The organism is Actinomycetospora sp. CA-101289 (assembly GCF_050955895.1).
Taxonomy (GTDB): Bacteria; Actinomycetota; Actinomycetes; order Mycobacteriales; family Pseudonocardiaceae; genus Actinomycetospora.
Genome location: NZ_CP192093.1, coordinates 1,435,592 through 1,450,349 on the forward strand (window position 1 = coordinate 1,435,592; position 14,758 = coordinate 1,450,349).

Genomic DNA, 14,758 nt, shown 5'->3' on the forward strand with positions numbered 1-14,758 from the left:
GGGTCATCGTGGGAGGCCTCCGGGAACGGGGAGGAGGAGCGGAGCTGAGCTCGGCCGGGGGACGAGGAGCTGGTCCGCGACGGCGCGGGCGAAGCGGCCGGTGGGCACGAGGTCGGCGACGGTGACGGCGTCGTCCGGGGTGTCCACGTCGGACAGGGGCGGCAGCTCGAGCACGCGCTCCGGGTCGAGCCCGGGGTGCCCGGCCCGCAGCGCCGCGAGGGTGCGCGCGCCCGTGTCGTCGCGGGAGGTGGGGACGGCGGCGATGACCGCGGCGGCGCGGGGGTCGGCCAGGGCGAGCGCCCACCAGCCGCCGTCGAGGGCGAGGCCGAGGGCGGCGTCCGCCCCGCCGTCGGCCACGAGGTGCAGCGCGTCGGCGAGCAGCCCCGCGTCGACCTGCGGGGTGTCCATCCCGATCTGTACGCTCGCCGCGCCGGGGAAGGCGGCGGCGACGTCGTCGTGCGCGGCGGTGATCCGCTCGCCCAGCGTGTGGCCCCGCTGCGGGACGACGACGGTGCCCGCGAGCGCGTCACCGATCTCGTCGGCGCGCTCGGCGATGCGCGGGTCGCCCTCGAGAGCGACGACCACGCGGGCGCCGGGCACGGCCGCGGCGGCCTCGAGCGTGTCGAGCAGGGCGGCGGCCGCGATGCCGGCGGCGCCCTCGGGCGTCGCGACCGGCATCAGCCGGGTCTTGACTCGGCCCGCGACCGGGGCCTTCGCCAGCACGAGGACGACCCTCGCGCGGGCCTCACTGGTCCGCATGGCAGACCCGTTCGTACGGGGTGTCCTGATCGGTTCGACCCCGTCGCCCATCAGCGTGTCCCCGTCCCGCCGGCTGCCGCCGCGGGACGGGTGCGCGCGATCGCGACGGACATGTCGCGGACGGCTCGGGCGGTGCCCTTGACCGAGCCCGAGACCTTCGATCGCCCGCCGGCCCGCGGGCGGTAGGCGACGTCGACCTCGCGGATGCGCCAGCCCGCGGCCCCGGCCCGGATCAGCAGCTCGAGCGGGTAGCCGAAGGCCCGGTCGGTGATGCCGAGGTCGAGCAGCGCCTGCCGGCGGGCCACGCGGATCGGGGCGATGTCGCGCACACCGACCCCGCGGGCGCGCATCAGCCCCGAGAGCACGAGGTTGCTCACGCGGGCGTGCCACGGCCACACCCCGCGCGCCTGGGGCACCCGGCGCCCGACGACGAGGTCGGCGTCGGTGTCGAGCAGCAGGCGCACCATGGCCGGCATCTCGGCGGGGTCGAGCGAGCCGTCGGCGTCGATCACCGCGACGACCTCGGTGCGCGTGGCCTCCAGGCCCGTGTGCACCGCGGCGCCGTAGCCCTTGCGGGTCTCGTGCACGACGAGGGCGCCGAGGCGCTCGGCGAGGTCGGGGGTGCCGTCGGTGGACCCGTTGTCGCAGACGACGGCGTCGAAGCCCTCCGGCAGGGCGGCCAGGACGCCCGGCAACGCCTCCGCCTCGTCGAGGCACGGGAGCACGACGTCCACACGACCTTCCATCGTGGTCACGCTATGAGGTCGGACGTGAACCCGCCGCGTGGGGTCGGACGACCGCAACCGAACGCGCGTCGTCCTTCCGGGCGCCCGTCCGACGCCCCGGCCGGGGGACCGCGACCCCCCGGGCGGCCCTCCTCACGCCGGGGTCACCGCGCGGCCGTACCGTCCCGCGGTTGTGACCAGCCTGCTGCGGGGGCGCCCCGGGCCCGCCGACGAGCCCGCCTCGCCGGCGCGCCGGCCCCTGCGCCTGCGAGGCGACCTGGTCGCGGTGGTGGTCGCCGCCCTGCTGGTCACAGCGTCGTCCGTGGTCGGATGGAGGTTGATCGAGGCCGGGGTCCCGGTGCTCGTGGGGTGGCCGCCGCTGCTGGCGTCGTGGCTCCCGCACGTGGGGCCGGGCACCGTGCCCGCCGTCCTCGTGGCGCTCCTCGTGGCGCTCGGGGGGCCCGCGGTCGCCCGGCGGCTGCGGTGGGGCCCGCTGCTCGTCGTCGCCTACGCCGCGTCACTGGCGTGGACGTTCGCGCTGGCGACGATCGACGGGTGGTATGTCGGGGTCGCCGAGCGGCTGGCCACCCCGTCGGAGTACCTGGCCGAGATCCCGCGCACGCCCGACATCGCGGTCTTCCTCCAGACCTTCGCCGACCGCATCGCGGGCCAGACACCGGACAGCCTCGTGACGCACTCGGCGGGGCACCCGCCGGGGGCGACGCTGGTGTACGTCCTGCTCGACCGCCTCGGGTTCCCCGGCGGCGAGTACGCCGGTGCCCTCACGGCCACCGTCGGCGCCTCGGCGGTGGTCGCCGTCGGCCTGACCCTCGCCGCCCTCACCGACCGCGACGTCGCGCGCACCTACCTGCCGTTCGGGGTCCTGTTCCCCGGCGCGGTGTGGGTCGGGGTGTCGGCGGACGGGATGTTCGCGGCGGTGCTGGCCTGGGGCGTGGCGCTGCTCGCGCTCGGGGCGGTCCGCCGCGGGGTCGGCGGCGTCGCGTTCTGCCTGGGCGGCGGCCTCGTGCTCGGGCTGTCGCTGTTCCTGTCCTACGGCCTGGTGCTCGCGGGCCTGCTGCCGATCGCGGTGGCGCTGGTGACGCGGCGGGTGGTCCCGCTGCTCGTCGGCGGCGTGGGCGCGGGCGCGGTCGTCGCGGCCTTCGCCGCCGCGGGGTTCTGGTGGTACGAGGGCTACGAGCAGGTGACGGTCCGGTACTACGAGCCCTTCGAGTACGGCCTGCTGCGGCCCTACGAGTACTGGGTGTGGGCCGACCTCGCGGCCGTCGTGCTCGTGCTCGGGCCGGCCGTCGTCGCGGGGCTGCGCCGGGCCGTCTGGCGCCCGCGCGCGGTGCCCCTGGCCATGCTCGCCCTCGCCGGGGCGGCGCTGACCGCGATCCTCGTCGCCGACGTCTCGGGGCTCTCGAAGTCCGAGGTCGAGCGCATCTGGCTGCCCTTCGCGCTCTGGATCGTGCCCCTGGCGGTGCTCCTGCCCCGCCCCGCGGCGCGGTGGTGGCTGCTGGCCCAGGCCGCCCTCGCCCTCGCGGTCAACAGCCTGCTGGCGACGGTCTGGTAGCGGGCACCCCACCCGCAACGAACCCGCCGTTCACTGCTTCTCGGCGTACGAACTCCCCGTTCGCTCCGGTCGGCGTCAGCCGACGGCGTCGCGCAGCGGGTCGGTGGCGAAGGCCGCGATGCCCTCGGCGAAGCGGGTGCGCGCGCGGAAGCCGAGGAGCTCGGTGGCGCGCGCGGGGTCGGCGGTGACGTGGCGGACGTCGCCGGGCCGGGCACCCCCGACGACCTGTGGCGCCGGCCCGCTCATGGCCTCGGCGAGCGTCGTGGCCAGGTCGCCGATCGTGCGCACCTCGCCCGAGCACACGTTGAGCGGGACGCAGCGGGCTTCCGCAGCCGGCGTCTCGAGGGCGGCGACGTTGGCCTCGGCCACGTCGGTGACGTGCACGAAGTCGCGCCGCTGGCGCCCGTCCTCCATGACGCTCGGGGCCTCGCCGCGCTCCAGCGACGACCGGAAGATCGACGCGACGCCCGCGTACGGGGTGTTCTGGGGCATCCGCGGGCCGTAGACGTTGTGGTAGCGCATCGCCCACACCCGCCCGCCGGTCGCCCGCGCCCACGCCACCGCGAGGTGCTCCTGCGCGAGCTTGGTCGCGGCGTAGGTGCTGCGGGGCTCCAGCGGCGCGTCCTCGGGGATCAGCTCGCCGGCGAGGTCGCGGCCGCAGTGCGGGCAGGGCAGGTCGTAGCGCCCGGCGTCGACGTCGGCCTGCGTGCGCGCGGGCGCCGGGACGACCCCGTGCTCCGGGCACGAGTAGCGGCCCTCGCCGTAAACCACCATCGAGCTCGCCATGACCAGCTCGCGGTGCCCCGAGCGGTACATCGCGGCCAGCAGCACCGCGGTGGCGAGGTCGTTGTTCTCGACGAAGCCCGGCGCGTCGTCCGGGTCGACGCCGTGGCCGACCATCGCCGCCTGGTGGCACACGGTGTCGACCTGCGGCAGCAGGCGGTCGAGCAGCTCGGCGTCGCGGACGTCGCCGTGCACGAGCTCGTAGCGGTCGAGCCACGGCGGGGCCTTGCCGGCCGCGTGCGCCTGGGGCAGCAGGGCGTCGAGCAGCACGGGCGTGTGGCCCCGCTCGGCGAGGAGGTCGGCGATGTGCGAGCCGATGAACCCGGCCCCACCCGTGAGGAGTACGCGCACGCTCCGCACGCTAGCCACCGGGGCCACCGGCGGCGCGGACGGGCAGCTCCGCTCCGCTGCACGGAGGGTGACCCGTCCCCACTACGTTGGGCGGCATGGAGAACCGGCCGCTGCACGGCGGCGAGGAGGAGTTGTTGGGACGGGCACTCGTCGTCGTCGTCGACGACCGGGTGAGCCGGGGCGAGTCCTCGGACACGATCGGCCCGCTGGTCACCGAGCTCCTCGGGGAGGCCGGGCTGGTCGTGGACGGCACGATCGTGGTGCCGGGCGAGGCGGTGGCGATCCGCAACGCCCTCAACACCGCGGTGATCGGCGGCGTGGACCTCGTGGTCACCGTCGGCGGCACCGGCGTCTCGCCGCGCGCCGTCACCGCCGACGCCACCACCGGCGTCCTCGACCGCCCCATCCCCGGGATCGCCGAGGCCATCCGCGCCTCCGGCCTGGCCGCCGGCGCGGTCGACGCGGGCCTCTCCCGCGGGCTCGTCGGCGTCTCGGGCAGCACCCTCGTCGTGAACCTCGCGTCCTCGCGCGCCGCCGTGCGCGACGGCATGGCGACGCTCACCCCGCTGATCTCGCACGTCATCGCCGAGCTCTCCGGGATGGAGGAGCACTGACCGCCGGGCCCGACGGGTCCGATCGGCCCGACGGGCGCGACGAGCAGGCCGAGCGGGACGAGGCCCGGCGCCGGGCGGCCCGGCGCGCGGCGGTCTTCGGCGACGACCCGGTGACCTCGGCCGACGAGCGCGAGCCCGGCGAGGACGGCGGCGGCCGCGACGACGCCCGCCGCCGGTACGAGGCCGAGCGCCCGCCCCACCACGACCGACCCTGACGGTCCCACCCCCGCGGCTCAGCGCAGCGTCACGGTGACCTCCTCCCGCAGCGAGGCCGTCGCCACCCGCGCGGCGAGGCCCGCGGGCAGAGCGACGACCACGACGGGCCCGGACCCGGCCGTCCGGTCGGGAGCGGGCAGCACGGCGAGCACGACCGCGCCCGACGCCAGCACGACCGGGTCGGGGTCCGCGGTCGCCGCCACCGCGGAGCCCGGCCCGGCCGCCCCCACGAGGTCGACGCGCGCCCCGGGCGCGAGCAGCGCCGCCACGCCCGCGTCCGCGAGCCGCACGGGCACCCCGGCCGCGTCGGGCACCCCGGCCGCGGCGACCGCCGCCGCGGGACCGAGCAGCCGCACGTCGGTCAGCGCCTCGCCGGCCCGCACCCCGCCGACCACCTGACGCCCGGTGACCCCCGCCGGGTCGGCGAGCGCCCCGCCCGGCACCGCCTCCGCGGGCAGCGTGCGCACCACCACGTCGGCGGGCGCGAGGGCGACCCCCGGCGCGAGGTCGCGCGCCGCGACGAGCACCGGCGTCCCGGCCGGCGCCACCCCGGGCGCGGCCAGGAGCCCGAGGGCCACGAGCACCAGCAGCCCCGCCGCGGCCCGGCGCAGCGCCACCACCCGCCGCCAGCCCGGCGGCGGGAGACGCCACCGCCGCCTCGGCCCGCGTCCCGGCTCGTCTGCACCCACGTCGATGACGCTAGGGCGGCGCGGGCGGGCCGGTCACGGGTCGGCCTGCGGCCCTGTGGACGCATCCGGACGATGGGGACAGGGCGAGAGCAGCAACGGGTCGGTGTGGACGGCACCGATCGCGGGCAACGGACCGGCGGGACGCCGGTGCCGCGGTGAGCGGTAGTTTGCGGCCCGGAGATCGCCGGATGTCGGGAACCGAGAGGGTCGGGGGCGGGCGCAGGCATGGCGGTGGTGCTCGTGCTGCTGGCCACCATCGGCAACGCCACGGCCCTCGTCCTGCAGCGCAAGGCCGCGCAGGACAGCGCCCGGGCCCGCGGGGTCAGCGCCGGCACGTTGCGCGATATGGTCCAGCGCCCGGCCTGGCTCGTCGGCACGTCGGTCTTCGCGGTGGCCCTCACCCTGCAGGTGATCGCGCTGAGTCTCGGGTCGATCGCCCTCGTCCAGCCCGTGCTGGTCATGGAGCTGCCGTTCACGCTGCTCCTGGGCTGGTTCGTGCTCGGCGGGGCGCTGCGTCGCCGCGAGTGGATCGCCGTCGGGATCATGTCGGTCGGGCTGGTCGTCCTGCTCGTGAGCCTGCAGCCCAGCGGTGGCGACGCCCTGGGCGCCGGGTGGCTCGTGTGGGTCCCGGGCACGATCGTGACCCTGGGCCTCCTGGGACTCTGCACCTCGGTCGCCCAGCGCTCCCGGCCTGTCGGGCAGGCCGCGTGGTACGGCATCGCCGCGGGCATCGGCTCGGGGTTCGTGGCCGTGATCGTCAAGGCGATGACCGAGGCGCTGGCCGAGGGCGGACTCGGCGCGGTCCTGCTGACCTGGCAGAGCTACCTGCTGATCCCCGTCGCGCCGGCGGCGTTCCTCACGCTGCAGCACGCCCTGCGCGCCGGGCGCCTGCTCGCGTCGCAGCCGGGCCTGATCCTGGGCAACCCGCTGCTGGCGTCGTTCTGGGGCGTCGCCCTGCTCGGCGAGGAGGTCAACGGGGGCTTCGCCCTCATCGGCGGGTTCGCCGGAGCCGTGCTGCTGACGGTCGGGGTGTTCCTGCTGTCGCGCTCGCCGCTGCTGGCGGCCCAGGAGGGCGGGCCGCGGGGAACGTCGGGGTCCGCCGGCAAGGCGCGGCGTCGACCGCTCTGACCGGCGGTCCTGCGCTCGAAACCTGCCCCGTGTCACCCGACCGGGTGACGTCGCGCAGATGCCGCAACTTCTGGGCCGCTCGGCCGTCAAACAGGGTGCGAGGAACGGTGCCGGCCGCTGGGGAGCGGGTGGGCGCCGAGAGGTCCGGGATGCCGGCTCGGGGTCGGCGTCCCGGACCACCCCTCGCGACTCAGGCCGACTTCGCGGACGAGCCCGACGACCCGGTCGATCCGGAGGAGCTCGAGGACCCGGACGAGCTCGAGGTACCCGATCCCGAGGACGCCGCGGTGGAGCCCGACTCGCTCTTCGTGCCGGACTCGCTCTTGGTCCCGGACTCGGTCTTCGTCCCGCCGTCCGACGAGCCCTTCGACTCGCCCGACGAGCTCGACGACTCCGACGAGGAACTGGCGCCGGCCCGCGCGTCGTTCCGGTAGAAGCCGCTGCCCTTGAACACGATCCCCACCGACGAGAACACCTTGCGCAGCCGTCCGCCGCACACCGGGCACTCGGTCAGCGAAGGGTCGGAGAACGCCTGGACCTGCTCGAAGCGGTGATCGCAGGCGGTGCAGGCGTAGGGATAGGTCGGCACGTCCACTCCCGGTGTCGTCCGCCCCGTGGTGGGGGCGGTGATGTCCGCGCGCAGTGTAGATGGCACTCGCGACGCGAGAGTGCCAACGCCGGGAGCGTCACGCCTGTTCCGCCGAGCGGGCGCGCCGGTCGATCGAGATGGGGGCTCCCCTGACGTTGAACGCCAGCGTGGCCGCCACGCTGGCACACGCCGTGCGCCATCCCGCCCATCACGTCGGACTGCGCCCGATCCGGGGCGTCAGTCCGCGAGGGGGAGCGGGGTCAGGCCCGTCGCCGGGCGCCAGACGGCGTGCACCGGGACGTCGTGGGCCTCGACCGGCAGGGGGTCGGGGACGAGTCCGTCGTCGTCCACGAGGGCCACGAGGCGGGTGTGCGGCCCGGCGAGGGGCAGTGTGCGGTCGTAGTGCCCGCCGCCGCGCCCCAGGCGCACGCCGCGGTGGTCGACCGCCAGCGCCGGGACCACGATCAGCCCGACGTCGGCGACGGCGTCCGGGCCCAGGCGCGGACCCACCGGCTCGAGCAGCCCGTGCGGGCCGGGGCCGAGGGCGTCGCGGCCGGTGTAGGACGCCCAGCCCAGCGGGGCGGCGCCGACCGTGACGGGCAGGAGCACCCGGCGGCCCAGGGCCAGGGCGGCGTCGAGCACCGGCAGCGCGCCCTCGGGCGTGGCACCGGGCTCGCCGCCGACCGCGACGAAGAGGCAGACCGGGTCGGGGACCCCCTCGAGCACCGCGGGCAGGCCCGCCGCCAGCGCCGCCGCGTCGGCCCGGCGCTGCTCGCCGGTGCGCTCCCGCCGCGCCGCCAGCAGCGACCGGCGCAGCTCCGACTTGGACCTCACCCCTCGAGCACCTCGCCGTCCTCGACGTGCCGGGGCCCGCGCACGGTGACCTCGCCCTCCACGGTCACGCGCGCGCCGAAGGTCACGTCGCCCTCGACGGTCAGCGCCGACGCGCCCGCCAGCGATGGGACGCCGCCGGCGAAGCGGCGCTCGAAGTCGCCGAGCATCTTGAAGGCCTCGTCGAGCTTCACCACCGGCGCGTCCCCGGACCACGTCGGCACCATGCGGCCGTCGTCGGTGAGGTCGTAGAGGTCCGAGCGTGCGACGAGCAGGTCGTCGGTGGTCTTCACCGGCGCGAAGCGCGTGCGCGGCACCTCGAGCGCCCGGGCGCCGTCGATCGAGCCGATCGCGGCGCCCATCGCGGTCTCCAGCTGCAGCACCGGCGTCGAGGACTTGTCGGTGGGGTCGACGGTCTTCCGGTTGACGATCAACGGCAGGTACGGCGCCGCGGCGTCGTCGGCCTGCAGTGCCCGCAGGTGCTCGAGGTCGATCCACAGGTTGTTGGTGTTGAACCAGCTGAAGCGCTCGATGTCGGTGAACGAGTCGTCGCCCTCGGGCACCTGGGCGGTCTCGCGCAGCACCAGCGATCCGTCGCGGGAGGCGAGGTGCCCGCCCTTGCGGTCCATCGCCGTCCGGCGCGCCACCTCGAGGGCGAAGGGCACCTCCTGCGCGACGACCCAGGCCGCCACGCGCACGTCGGGGATCGCGCCGAGGTTGTCGGAGTTCGACACGAACGCCCACCGCACCCCGGCCGCGAACAGCCGCTCCAGCGCGCCGGACGCGGCGAGCGCCGTGTAGAGGTCACCGTGCCCGGGCGGGCACCACTCGAGGCGGGGGTCGGCGGGCCACGACACCGGCTCCCACGTGTCGGCGCGCAGCTTGGGCTCGGAGCCCTGCAGGAAGTCCAGGGGCAGCTCGGGGTCCTCGAGGCCCTCGTGGCGTCGGAGCGCCTCCAGCGACGGGCCGCGCGTGCCCTCGGAGTCCATGAGCAGCAGCGGCAGGCGCGCGGAGTGCCGCTCGCGCAGCGCGAGGGTCTGGCGGGCGACGGCGTCGAGGAAGCTCGTGCCCGGCTTGATCTCCAGTAGCGACTTCGGCCCGTCGAGGCCCATGCTCGTGCCCAGCCCGCCGTTGAGCTTGATCACTGCGAGCCGGTCGAGGGCGTCGCGGGCCGCGGCGTCCGAGGGCTCGTCGAGGGCGTCGAGCGTCGGCAGGTCGGGGACCGGCTCCAGCGCGTCGCCGGGCACCACGGCGCTGTCCGGCTCGGCGAGCTGCTCGAGGCGGCGACGGAAGGCCTCGACCTCGGCCGGGTGCGCGTCCCGCTCGGTCAGGGCGGCCAGGGCGGCGTCGACGTAGGAGGACATGCGGGCCATCTTCCCGGTCACCGGTCCCGGGCCGACCCACGGTCCCGGGCGCGTCGGTCCCTCCCGAGACGCGCCCGGCGTAGGACGATGACCAGCATGTGGAGCGAATCGCGGTGAGGACGGTCGAGGCCCAGCTGCGTCGCGTGCTCGACGCCGCGGTCCGCCCGGCGCCGGTGCGGGTGGACATCTCCTCCGCGCAGGGGCTGCTGTGCGCCGAGGAGGTCGTCGCCGACCGGGCGCTGCCCGGCTTCGACCAGGCCGCCGTCGACGGCTTCGCGGTGCGCAGCGTCGACGTCCGCGCCGCCGCCGAGGAGCCCGTCGAGCTCCCGGTGGTCGGCGAGGTCGCCGTCGGCTCGCGGCAGGCGCACCGGCTGCAGCCCGGCCAGGCGGTGCGCGTGGCCACCGGCGCGCCGCTGCCCACGCTCGCCGACGCCGTCGCCCCCCACGACCACACCGACGCCGCCGACGACCCGGGCAGCCGGGGCACCGGCCACCGCGCGCGCCTGACCGTCAAGACGCCCGTCCCGTCCGCGGCCTGGGTGCGCCGTGTCGGCGAGGACGTGGCGCCCGGCGACGTCGCGGTGCGCCGCGGCGCGTCCGTCGGGCCCGCGCAGGTCGGGCTGCTCGCCGCCGTGGGCCGCACCAAGGTGCTCGTGCACCCCCGCCCCCGCGTCTCGGTGATGGCCGTCGGCGACGAGCTCGTCGACCTGGACCGCACGCCGGGCACCGGCCAGGTCACCGACGTCAACTCCTACGCGCTGGCCGCGGCCGCCGCCGACGCGGGCGCCGAGGTGACGCGCCTGCCGATCACGTCCACCGAGCCGACGGCGCTGCGCGAGGCCGTCGAGTCGGCGCTGGCCCGCTCGGAGATCGTCGTGCTCGCCGGGGGCGTCGGCGGGCGCGTGGGGGAGGACGTCCAGGACGCGCTCGCCCAGCTCGGGCCCGTCGACGTCTCGCGCGTGGCCATGCACCCCGGGTCCGTGCAGGGCTTCGGGCGCCTCGGCCGCGAGGAGATCCCGACGTTCCTGCTGCCGGCGAACCCGGTGTCGGCGCTCGTGGTGTTCGAGGTGCTCGTGCGCCCGCTGATCCGCCTCACCCTCGGCAAGCCGGAGCTGCACCGGCGCGAGGTCACCGCGTCCCTGCTCTCCCCGGTCAGCTCGCCGGCCGGGCGCCGCAGCTACGTGCGCGGGCGCCTGCTGCGCGACCGGCGCACCGGCGACTACCTCGCCCAGCCGCTGGGCAACTCGGGCGACCACCTGCTGTCGTCGCTGGCCGAGGCCAACGCGCTGATCGTGCTCGACGAGGACACGACCGAGGCGGGCATGGACGCCGCGGTGCGCGTGTCGTTCCTCGCGCCGCGCACCTGACGCGCGTGTCCGGCTCCCCCTGGGGCGGGGCCCGGCCGACCGGGCGGCACCCGGGCTGGCCCGCGCGCACCCGCGCGCTGCGCGTCCCCGCCGGCGTCGTCGAGCTGCGCCCGATCCGCCTGCGCGACGGCGCCGCCTGGGCGCGCATCCGCCGCCGCGACGAGGAGCACCTCGCGCCGTGGGAGCCGACGCTGCCCGGACCGTGGGCCGACCGCAACGCGCTCGCGGAGTGGCCCGCGCGGTGGAGCGCGCTGCGCTCGATGGGGCGCACGGGCCAGGCGCTGCCCTTCGCGCTGCTCGTCGACGGCGAGTTCGCGGGGCAGGTCGTCGTCGGCAACGTCGTGCGCGAGCCGCTGCTCTCGGCCTACGTCGGGTACTGGGTCGGCGCGCACGTCGCCGGGGGCGGCGCGGCGACCGCCGCCGTCGCCCTGGCCGTCGACCACTGCTTCGCCCGCGTCGGCCTGCACCGGATCGAGGCGACGGTGCGCCCCGAGAACGTGCGCAGCCGGCGGGTGCTCGCCAAGCTCGGGTTCCGCGAGGAGGGGCTGCTGCGCCGCTACCTCGAGGTCGACGGCGACTGGCGCGACCACCTCGTCCTGGCCGTGACCACGGAGGACGTCCTGCCCGACGGCCTCGTCGCGCGGCTGCTGCGGGCGGGAGGGGCCGAGCGTGCGTGAGTCATCCACCCACATGGCCCAGAGGTCGAGGGTGGCAGACCATCCGGTCGAGTGCTATGGCCCGTAAACCTGATGGCCACGGGTTCCCCTACTGGAGGGATCTCGTCACCGCGTGCGCACGACACGCCGTCGCGGCTGCGGGGCGCACGGGGCTCGTGTGACTAGCGTGGCTCATGCGGCGACCGGATCCGGGCGTCGCGGTCGTCCCGGGGTGGGAGGTGTGCGGTGCCGAGCTCGGTCGTGTTCGCGGCTCTGGTCCTGGCGTGGCTGGTGGTGCTCGTCCCCGTCGTTGCCCGCCGCCGACAGATGGTCCCGCGCTACGCGGACGCGGACCTGAGCGCACGTGTGCTGCCGAGGACGGCCGGAGCACCCCTGATCGAGGAGGCCCCCGTGACCACGACCCCGACGAACGGGCGCGGCGACCGCACGGCGGTGGCGGGAGCCCCGAGCGGCGCCACGGCCGTGTCTGCCGGCACCGCGACGGCCCTGGCCGAGCGGGCCGACGAGACCCCCGAGGCCGTCGACGCCGAGCTCGACCTCGACGCCGAGCTCGACGCCGACCTCGACGAGGACGAGCTGGACGAGCTGGACGAGCCGGACGGCGTCGTCGCGGTCGGCGAGGCCCCGCGCCCCCGGCGCGAGCGGGTCCTGCCGCGCCGCGCGCCCGAGGCCGAGCGGGTCGACGACGAGTACGACGAGTACGACGAGTACGACGACGACGAGGACGACGACGAGGCCTACTACGAGGACGCCGACGACCTCCGCGACGACGAGCCCGTCGGCCGGGAGCTGCGTCCCTACCGCCCCGGTCGCGGTGGCTTCGACCCGGACGCCGCCGAGGCCGCGGCGCACGCCCGCTACGCCTTCCGCCAGCGCGTGGCCCTCGGGCTGATCGCGGTCGCGGTGCTCTCGGCGCTGGCCGCGATGGTCGTGTCGAGCGCGATGTGGTGGCTGCACGCCGTCGCCGACGTCGTGCTGATCGGCTACCTGGTCTTCCTGCGCCGCCAGACGCGCATCGAGGAGGAGGTGCGCGTCCGCCGGGCCGCGCGCCTGTCCGGGGAGCGCCGCGCGCTGGAGGCCCGCCGGGCCCGCCAGGCCGAGCACGACGCGCGGATGGCCGCGCTGCGCGACGAGGACTGGATCGACGCGGACGTCGAGGAGGACGACCTCCGTGACGACGATCTCGACGACCTCGACGACGACCGCTACGGCGTCGACCACCGCGACGCGACGCCGCGCTGGGCGGCCCCGCGCACCCCCGCGCCGAAGGTGCCCGAGGACCTCGAGCTGGTCGACGACACCGACGACGACCCGGCGTTCCACGACCTCGACGGCGAGCGCAGCTACGGCTACCGCCGGGCGGCGGGCGCCTGACCCGCCCTCGGGTGACGGGTCGCGACGTTGCTAGAGTGGCGTCGCACCAGGGGCTGTGGCGCAGTTGGTAGCGCGACTCGTTCGCATCGAGTAGGTCAGGGGTTCGATTCCCCTCAGCTCCACCCTGTGTTCTCCCGCGATCACCAGTCGGCCCGTCGGGCGATGGCTCGCAGTTCGTCCGGGTCGGCCACGGCCTCGGCGGGATCCTCCGGCCAGCGCTCGATCTGCGTCTCGGCCCAGTCGGCCCACCGCGCCACCGTGGCGTAGAGGTCGGTGAAGAACGCCCCGGCGAGCATCCCCTGGGCCGCGCGGTCCTGGTACGGCCCCTCGCCGGCGGCGTACTCGCGCGCGGCGGCGAGGTTCTCGACGTTGCGGTCCCGTGCCCACGCGCGGGCGGCGGCGACGGTGCGCAGGGCGTCCGCCCGCGTGCCGTGCTCGGCGAAGCTCAGCTTGACCAGCTGCTCGAACTCCACGACCGGTCCCTCGCCGGGCTCGGCCAGCCAGGTGGCGAGCGCGGCGCGGCCCTCCTCCGTGATCGCGTAGACGGTGCGCGGCCGGCGCCCGACCGGCTCGGTGGCGGCGGACGCGAGGCCGAGTGCGACCAGCTTCTTCGGCTCCTCGTAGAGCTTGCTCGCGGCGCGCGGCCACATGCGCCCGAGGCTGCGGTCCATCTGCTGGGTCAGCTCGTAGGTGCTCCAGGACCGCACCGCGAGCAGCCCGAGGACGGCGAACGACGTGCTCGTCAGGCGAGGGCTTGACACGTACTCCCCTTGGGACGACATTGATACTCCCCAAGAGAGTACAGGAGAACGCGATGACCACCGTGACGACGTCCGTCGACCCGACCAACCGCGCGCAGGCCGAGGCCTGGGACGGCACCGAGGGTGGCTACTGGGCGACCCACGCCGAGCGGTTCGACGCCGCGCTGGCGCACCACCAGCCGGCGTTCCACGCCGCGGCCGGGATCCGGCCTGACGACCGCGTGCTGGACGTGGGGTGCGGCACCGGGCTGACCACCCGCGCCGCGGCCCGGGCGGCGCCGGCGGGGGAGGCCCTGGGGGTCGACTTCTCCTCGCGGATGATCGACCTGGCCCGCACCCTCGCGGCGGCCGAGGGCGTGCCGAACGCGCGGTTCGCGCGGGCAGACGCCCAGGTCCACCCGTTCCCGACGGCCGGGCTGGACGCGGTGATCAGCCGCACCGGTGCCATGTTCTTCGGGCGCCCCGACGTGGCCTTCGCGAACCTGGCCCGCGCCCTGCGCCCCGGCGGGCGGCTCACCCTGCTCACCTGGCAGCCCGCCGAGCGCAACGAGTGGATCGGCGCGTTCGCCCGCGACCTGGCCGGCCAGGCGCCCCCGTCGCCGCCGCCCGGGACCCCGGGCCCGTTCTCGCTGAGCGACCCCGACCACGTGCGGGACCTGCTCGCGGGTGCCGGCTTCGTCGACGTCGCGATCGACGGCCGGACCGCGCCGATGATCTACGGACGCGACGCCGCGGAGGCGCAGGAGTTCGTCCTGGGGCTCCTCGGCTGGATGCTCGCCGGCCGGACGCCCGGCGAGCGGGAGCGGGCGGTCGCGGCGCTGCGCGCCACCCTGGAGGCCCACGAGGGCCCGGACGGGGTGGGGCTGGCGTCGGCGACCTGGGTCGTCACGGCTCGCCGGCGCTGATGCCGTCCGGCGCTCCTCGGCCGGGCGCTCCTCGGGCGGGCGCCGACGCGAG

The 14,758-nt window shown here is 76.5% G+C and carries 15 protein-coding genes, 1 tRNA gene and 1 pseudogene; 9 read left to right on the forward strand and 8 right to left on the reverse strand.

Features of this window, described 5'->3' with window-relative positions:
- Positions 1–3: 3 nt before the first annotated feature.
- Both ACQPX6_RS07180 and ACQPX6_RS07185 read right to left on the reverse strand, forming a co-directional pair.
- Entirely contained in the window at positions 4–759 is a 756-nt protein-coding gene (locus ACQPX6_RS07180; RefSeq protein ID WP_433786492.1) for a TIGR04282 family arsenosugar biosynthesis glycosyltransferase, read from the reverse strand.
- A 50-nt stretch (positions 760–809) separates the two neighbouring features.
- The gene (locus ACQPX6_RS07185) at positions 810–1,505 is read right to left on the reverse strand and encodes a glycosyltransferase family 2 protein (protein ID WP_433786494.1); all 696 of its coding nucleotides are present in this window, start codon (positions 1,503–1,505) and stop codon (positions 810–812) included.
- Between the two features lie 172 nt (positions 1,506–1,677).
- On the opposite strand from ACQPX6_RS07185, the gene ACQPX6_RS07190 reads away from it, so the two are divergent.
- Positions 1,678–3,057, forward strand: coding sequence for a hypothetical protein (locus ACQPX6_RS07190; RefSeq protein ID WP_433786496.1), 1,380 nt, complete (start codon positions 1,678–1,680; stop codon positions 3,055–3,057).
- A 75-nt stretch (positions 3,058–3,132) separates the two neighbouring features.
- Here ACQPX6_RS07190 and ACQPX6_RS07195 read toward each other — a convergent pair whose 3' ends face one another.
- Positions 3,133–4,191, reverse strand: a complete 1,059-nt coding sequence (locus tag ACQPX6_RS07195; protein ID WP_433786498.1) for an NAD-dependent epimerase/dehydratase family protein — start codon at positions 4,189–4,191, stop codon at positions 3,133–3,135.
- 95 nt (positions 4,192–4,286) lie between these two features.
- Here ACQPX6_RS07195 and ACQPX6_RS07200 point away from each other — a divergent pair, with 95 nt between their 5' ends.
- Positions 4,287–4,805 carry a MogA/MoaB family molybdenum cofactor biosynthesis protein gene (locus tag ACQPX6_RS07200; protein WP_433786500.1) on the forward strand — a complete coding sequence of 173 codons (519 nt, stop codon included), beginning with the start codon at positions 4,287–4,289 and terminating at the stop codon, positions 4,803–4,805.
- 233 nt (positions 4,806–5,038) lie between these two features.
- Here ACQPX6_RS07200 and ACQPX6_RS07205 read toward each other — a convergent pair whose 3' ends face one another.
- Positions 5,039–5,710, reverse strand: coding sequence for an SAF domain-containing protein (locus ACQPX6_RS07205; RefSeq protein WP_433786501.1), 672 nt, complete (start codon positions 5,708–5,710; stop codon positions 5,039–5,041).
- A 225-nt stretch (positions 5,711–5,935) separates the two neighbouring features.
- Here ACQPX6_RS07205 and ACQPX6_RS07210 point away from each other — a divergent pair, with 225 nt between their 5' ends.
- Both ACQPX6_RS07210 and ACQPX6_RS07215 read left to right on the forward strand, forming a co-directional pair.
- Positions 5,936–6,838 carry a DMT family transporter gene (locus tag ACQPX6_RS07210; protein ID WP_433786503.1) on the forward strand — a complete coding sequence of 301 codons (903 nt, stop codon included), beginning with the start codon at positions 5,936–5,938 and terminating at the stop codon, positions 6,836–6,838.
- Positions 6,839–6,987: 149 nt separating this feature from the next.
- Complete coding sequence (locus ACQPX6_RS07215) at positions 6,988–7,272, forward strand: hypothetical protein (protein ID WP_433788424.1); 285 nt, start codon at positions 6,988–6,990, stop codon at positions 7,270–7,272.
- A 62-nt stretch (positions 7,273–7,334) separates the two neighbouring features.
- Here ACQPX6_RS07215 and ACQPX6_RS07220 read toward each other — a convergent pair.
- The 3 genes and pseudogenes from ACQPX6_RS07220 to ACQPX6_RS07230 form a co-directional block, all read right to left on the reverse strand.
- Positions 7,335–7,613, reverse strand: a pseudogene (locus ACQPX6_RS07220) (FmdB family zinc ribbon protein); the annotation flags it as partial.
- Positions 7,614–7,664: 51 nt separating this feature from the next.
- Positions 7,665–8,261 (reverse strand): 5-formyltetrahydrofolate cyclo-ligase, encoded by a 597-nt coding sequence (locus ACQPX6_RS07225; RefSeq protein ID WP_433786505.1) that lies wholly within the window; start codon positions 8,259–8,261, stop codon positions 7,665–7,667.
- Positions 8,258–9,622, reverse strand: coding sequence for a UTP--glucose-1-phosphate uridylyltransferase (locus ACQPX6_RS07230; RefSeq protein ID WP_433786507.1), 1,365 nt, complete (start codon positions 9,620–9,622; stop codon positions 8,258–8,260). Before ACQPX6_RS07230 ends, ACQPX6_RS07225 begins: the two co-directional genes overlap by 4 nt.
- Positions 9,623–9,735: 113 nt before the next feature.
- On the opposite strand from ACQPX6_RS07230, the gene glp reads away from it, so the two are divergent.
- From glp to ACQPX6_RS07250, 4 genes are all read left to right on the forward strand, one after another.
- A complete protein-coding gene (gene glp, locus ACQPX6_RS07235; RefSeq protein ID WP_433786508.1) occupies positions 9,736–10,989 on the forward strand; it encodes a molybdotransferase-like divisome protein Glp in 1,254 nt (417 codons plus the stop codon).
- Positions 10,990–10,994: 5 nt separating this feature from the next.
- Positions 10,995–11,666 (forward strand): GNAT family N-acetyltransferase, encoded by a 672-nt coding sequence (locus ACQPX6_RS07240; RefSeq protein WP_433786510.1) that lies wholly within the window; start codon positions 10,995–10,997, stop codon positions 11,664–11,666.
- Positions 11,667–11,906: 240 nt separating this feature from the next.
- A complete protein-coding gene (sepX, locus tag ACQPX6_RS07245; protein WP_433788209.1) occupies positions 11,907–13,040 on the forward strand; it encodes a divisome protein SepX/GlpR in 1,134 nt (377 codons plus the stop codon).
- A 49-nt stretch (positions 13,041–13,089) separates the two neighbouring features.
- Positions 13,090–13,162: transfer RNA gene (locus ACQPX6_RS07250), tRNA-Ala, on the forward strand.
- Positions 13,163–13,180: 18 nt separating this feature from the next.
- Here the strand turns inward: ACQPX6_RS07250 and ACQPX6_RS07255 are convergent.
- Entirely contained in the window at positions 13,181–13,801 is a 621-nt protein-coding gene (locus ACQPX6_RS07255) for a PadR family transcriptional regulator (RefSeq protein WP_433786512.1), read from the reverse strand.
- Between the two features lie 53 nt (positions 13,802–13,854).
- Here ACQPX6_RS07255 and ACQPX6_RS07260 point away from each other — a divergent pair, with 53 nt between their 5' ends.
- On the forward strand, positions 13,855–14,706 hold the full coding sequence (locus ACQPX6_RS07260) for a class I SAM-dependent methyltransferase (protein ID WP_433786514.1): 852 nt from the start codon (positions 13,855–13,857) through the stop codon (positions 14,704–14,706).
- Positions 14,707–14,758 lie beyond the last annotated feature (52 nt).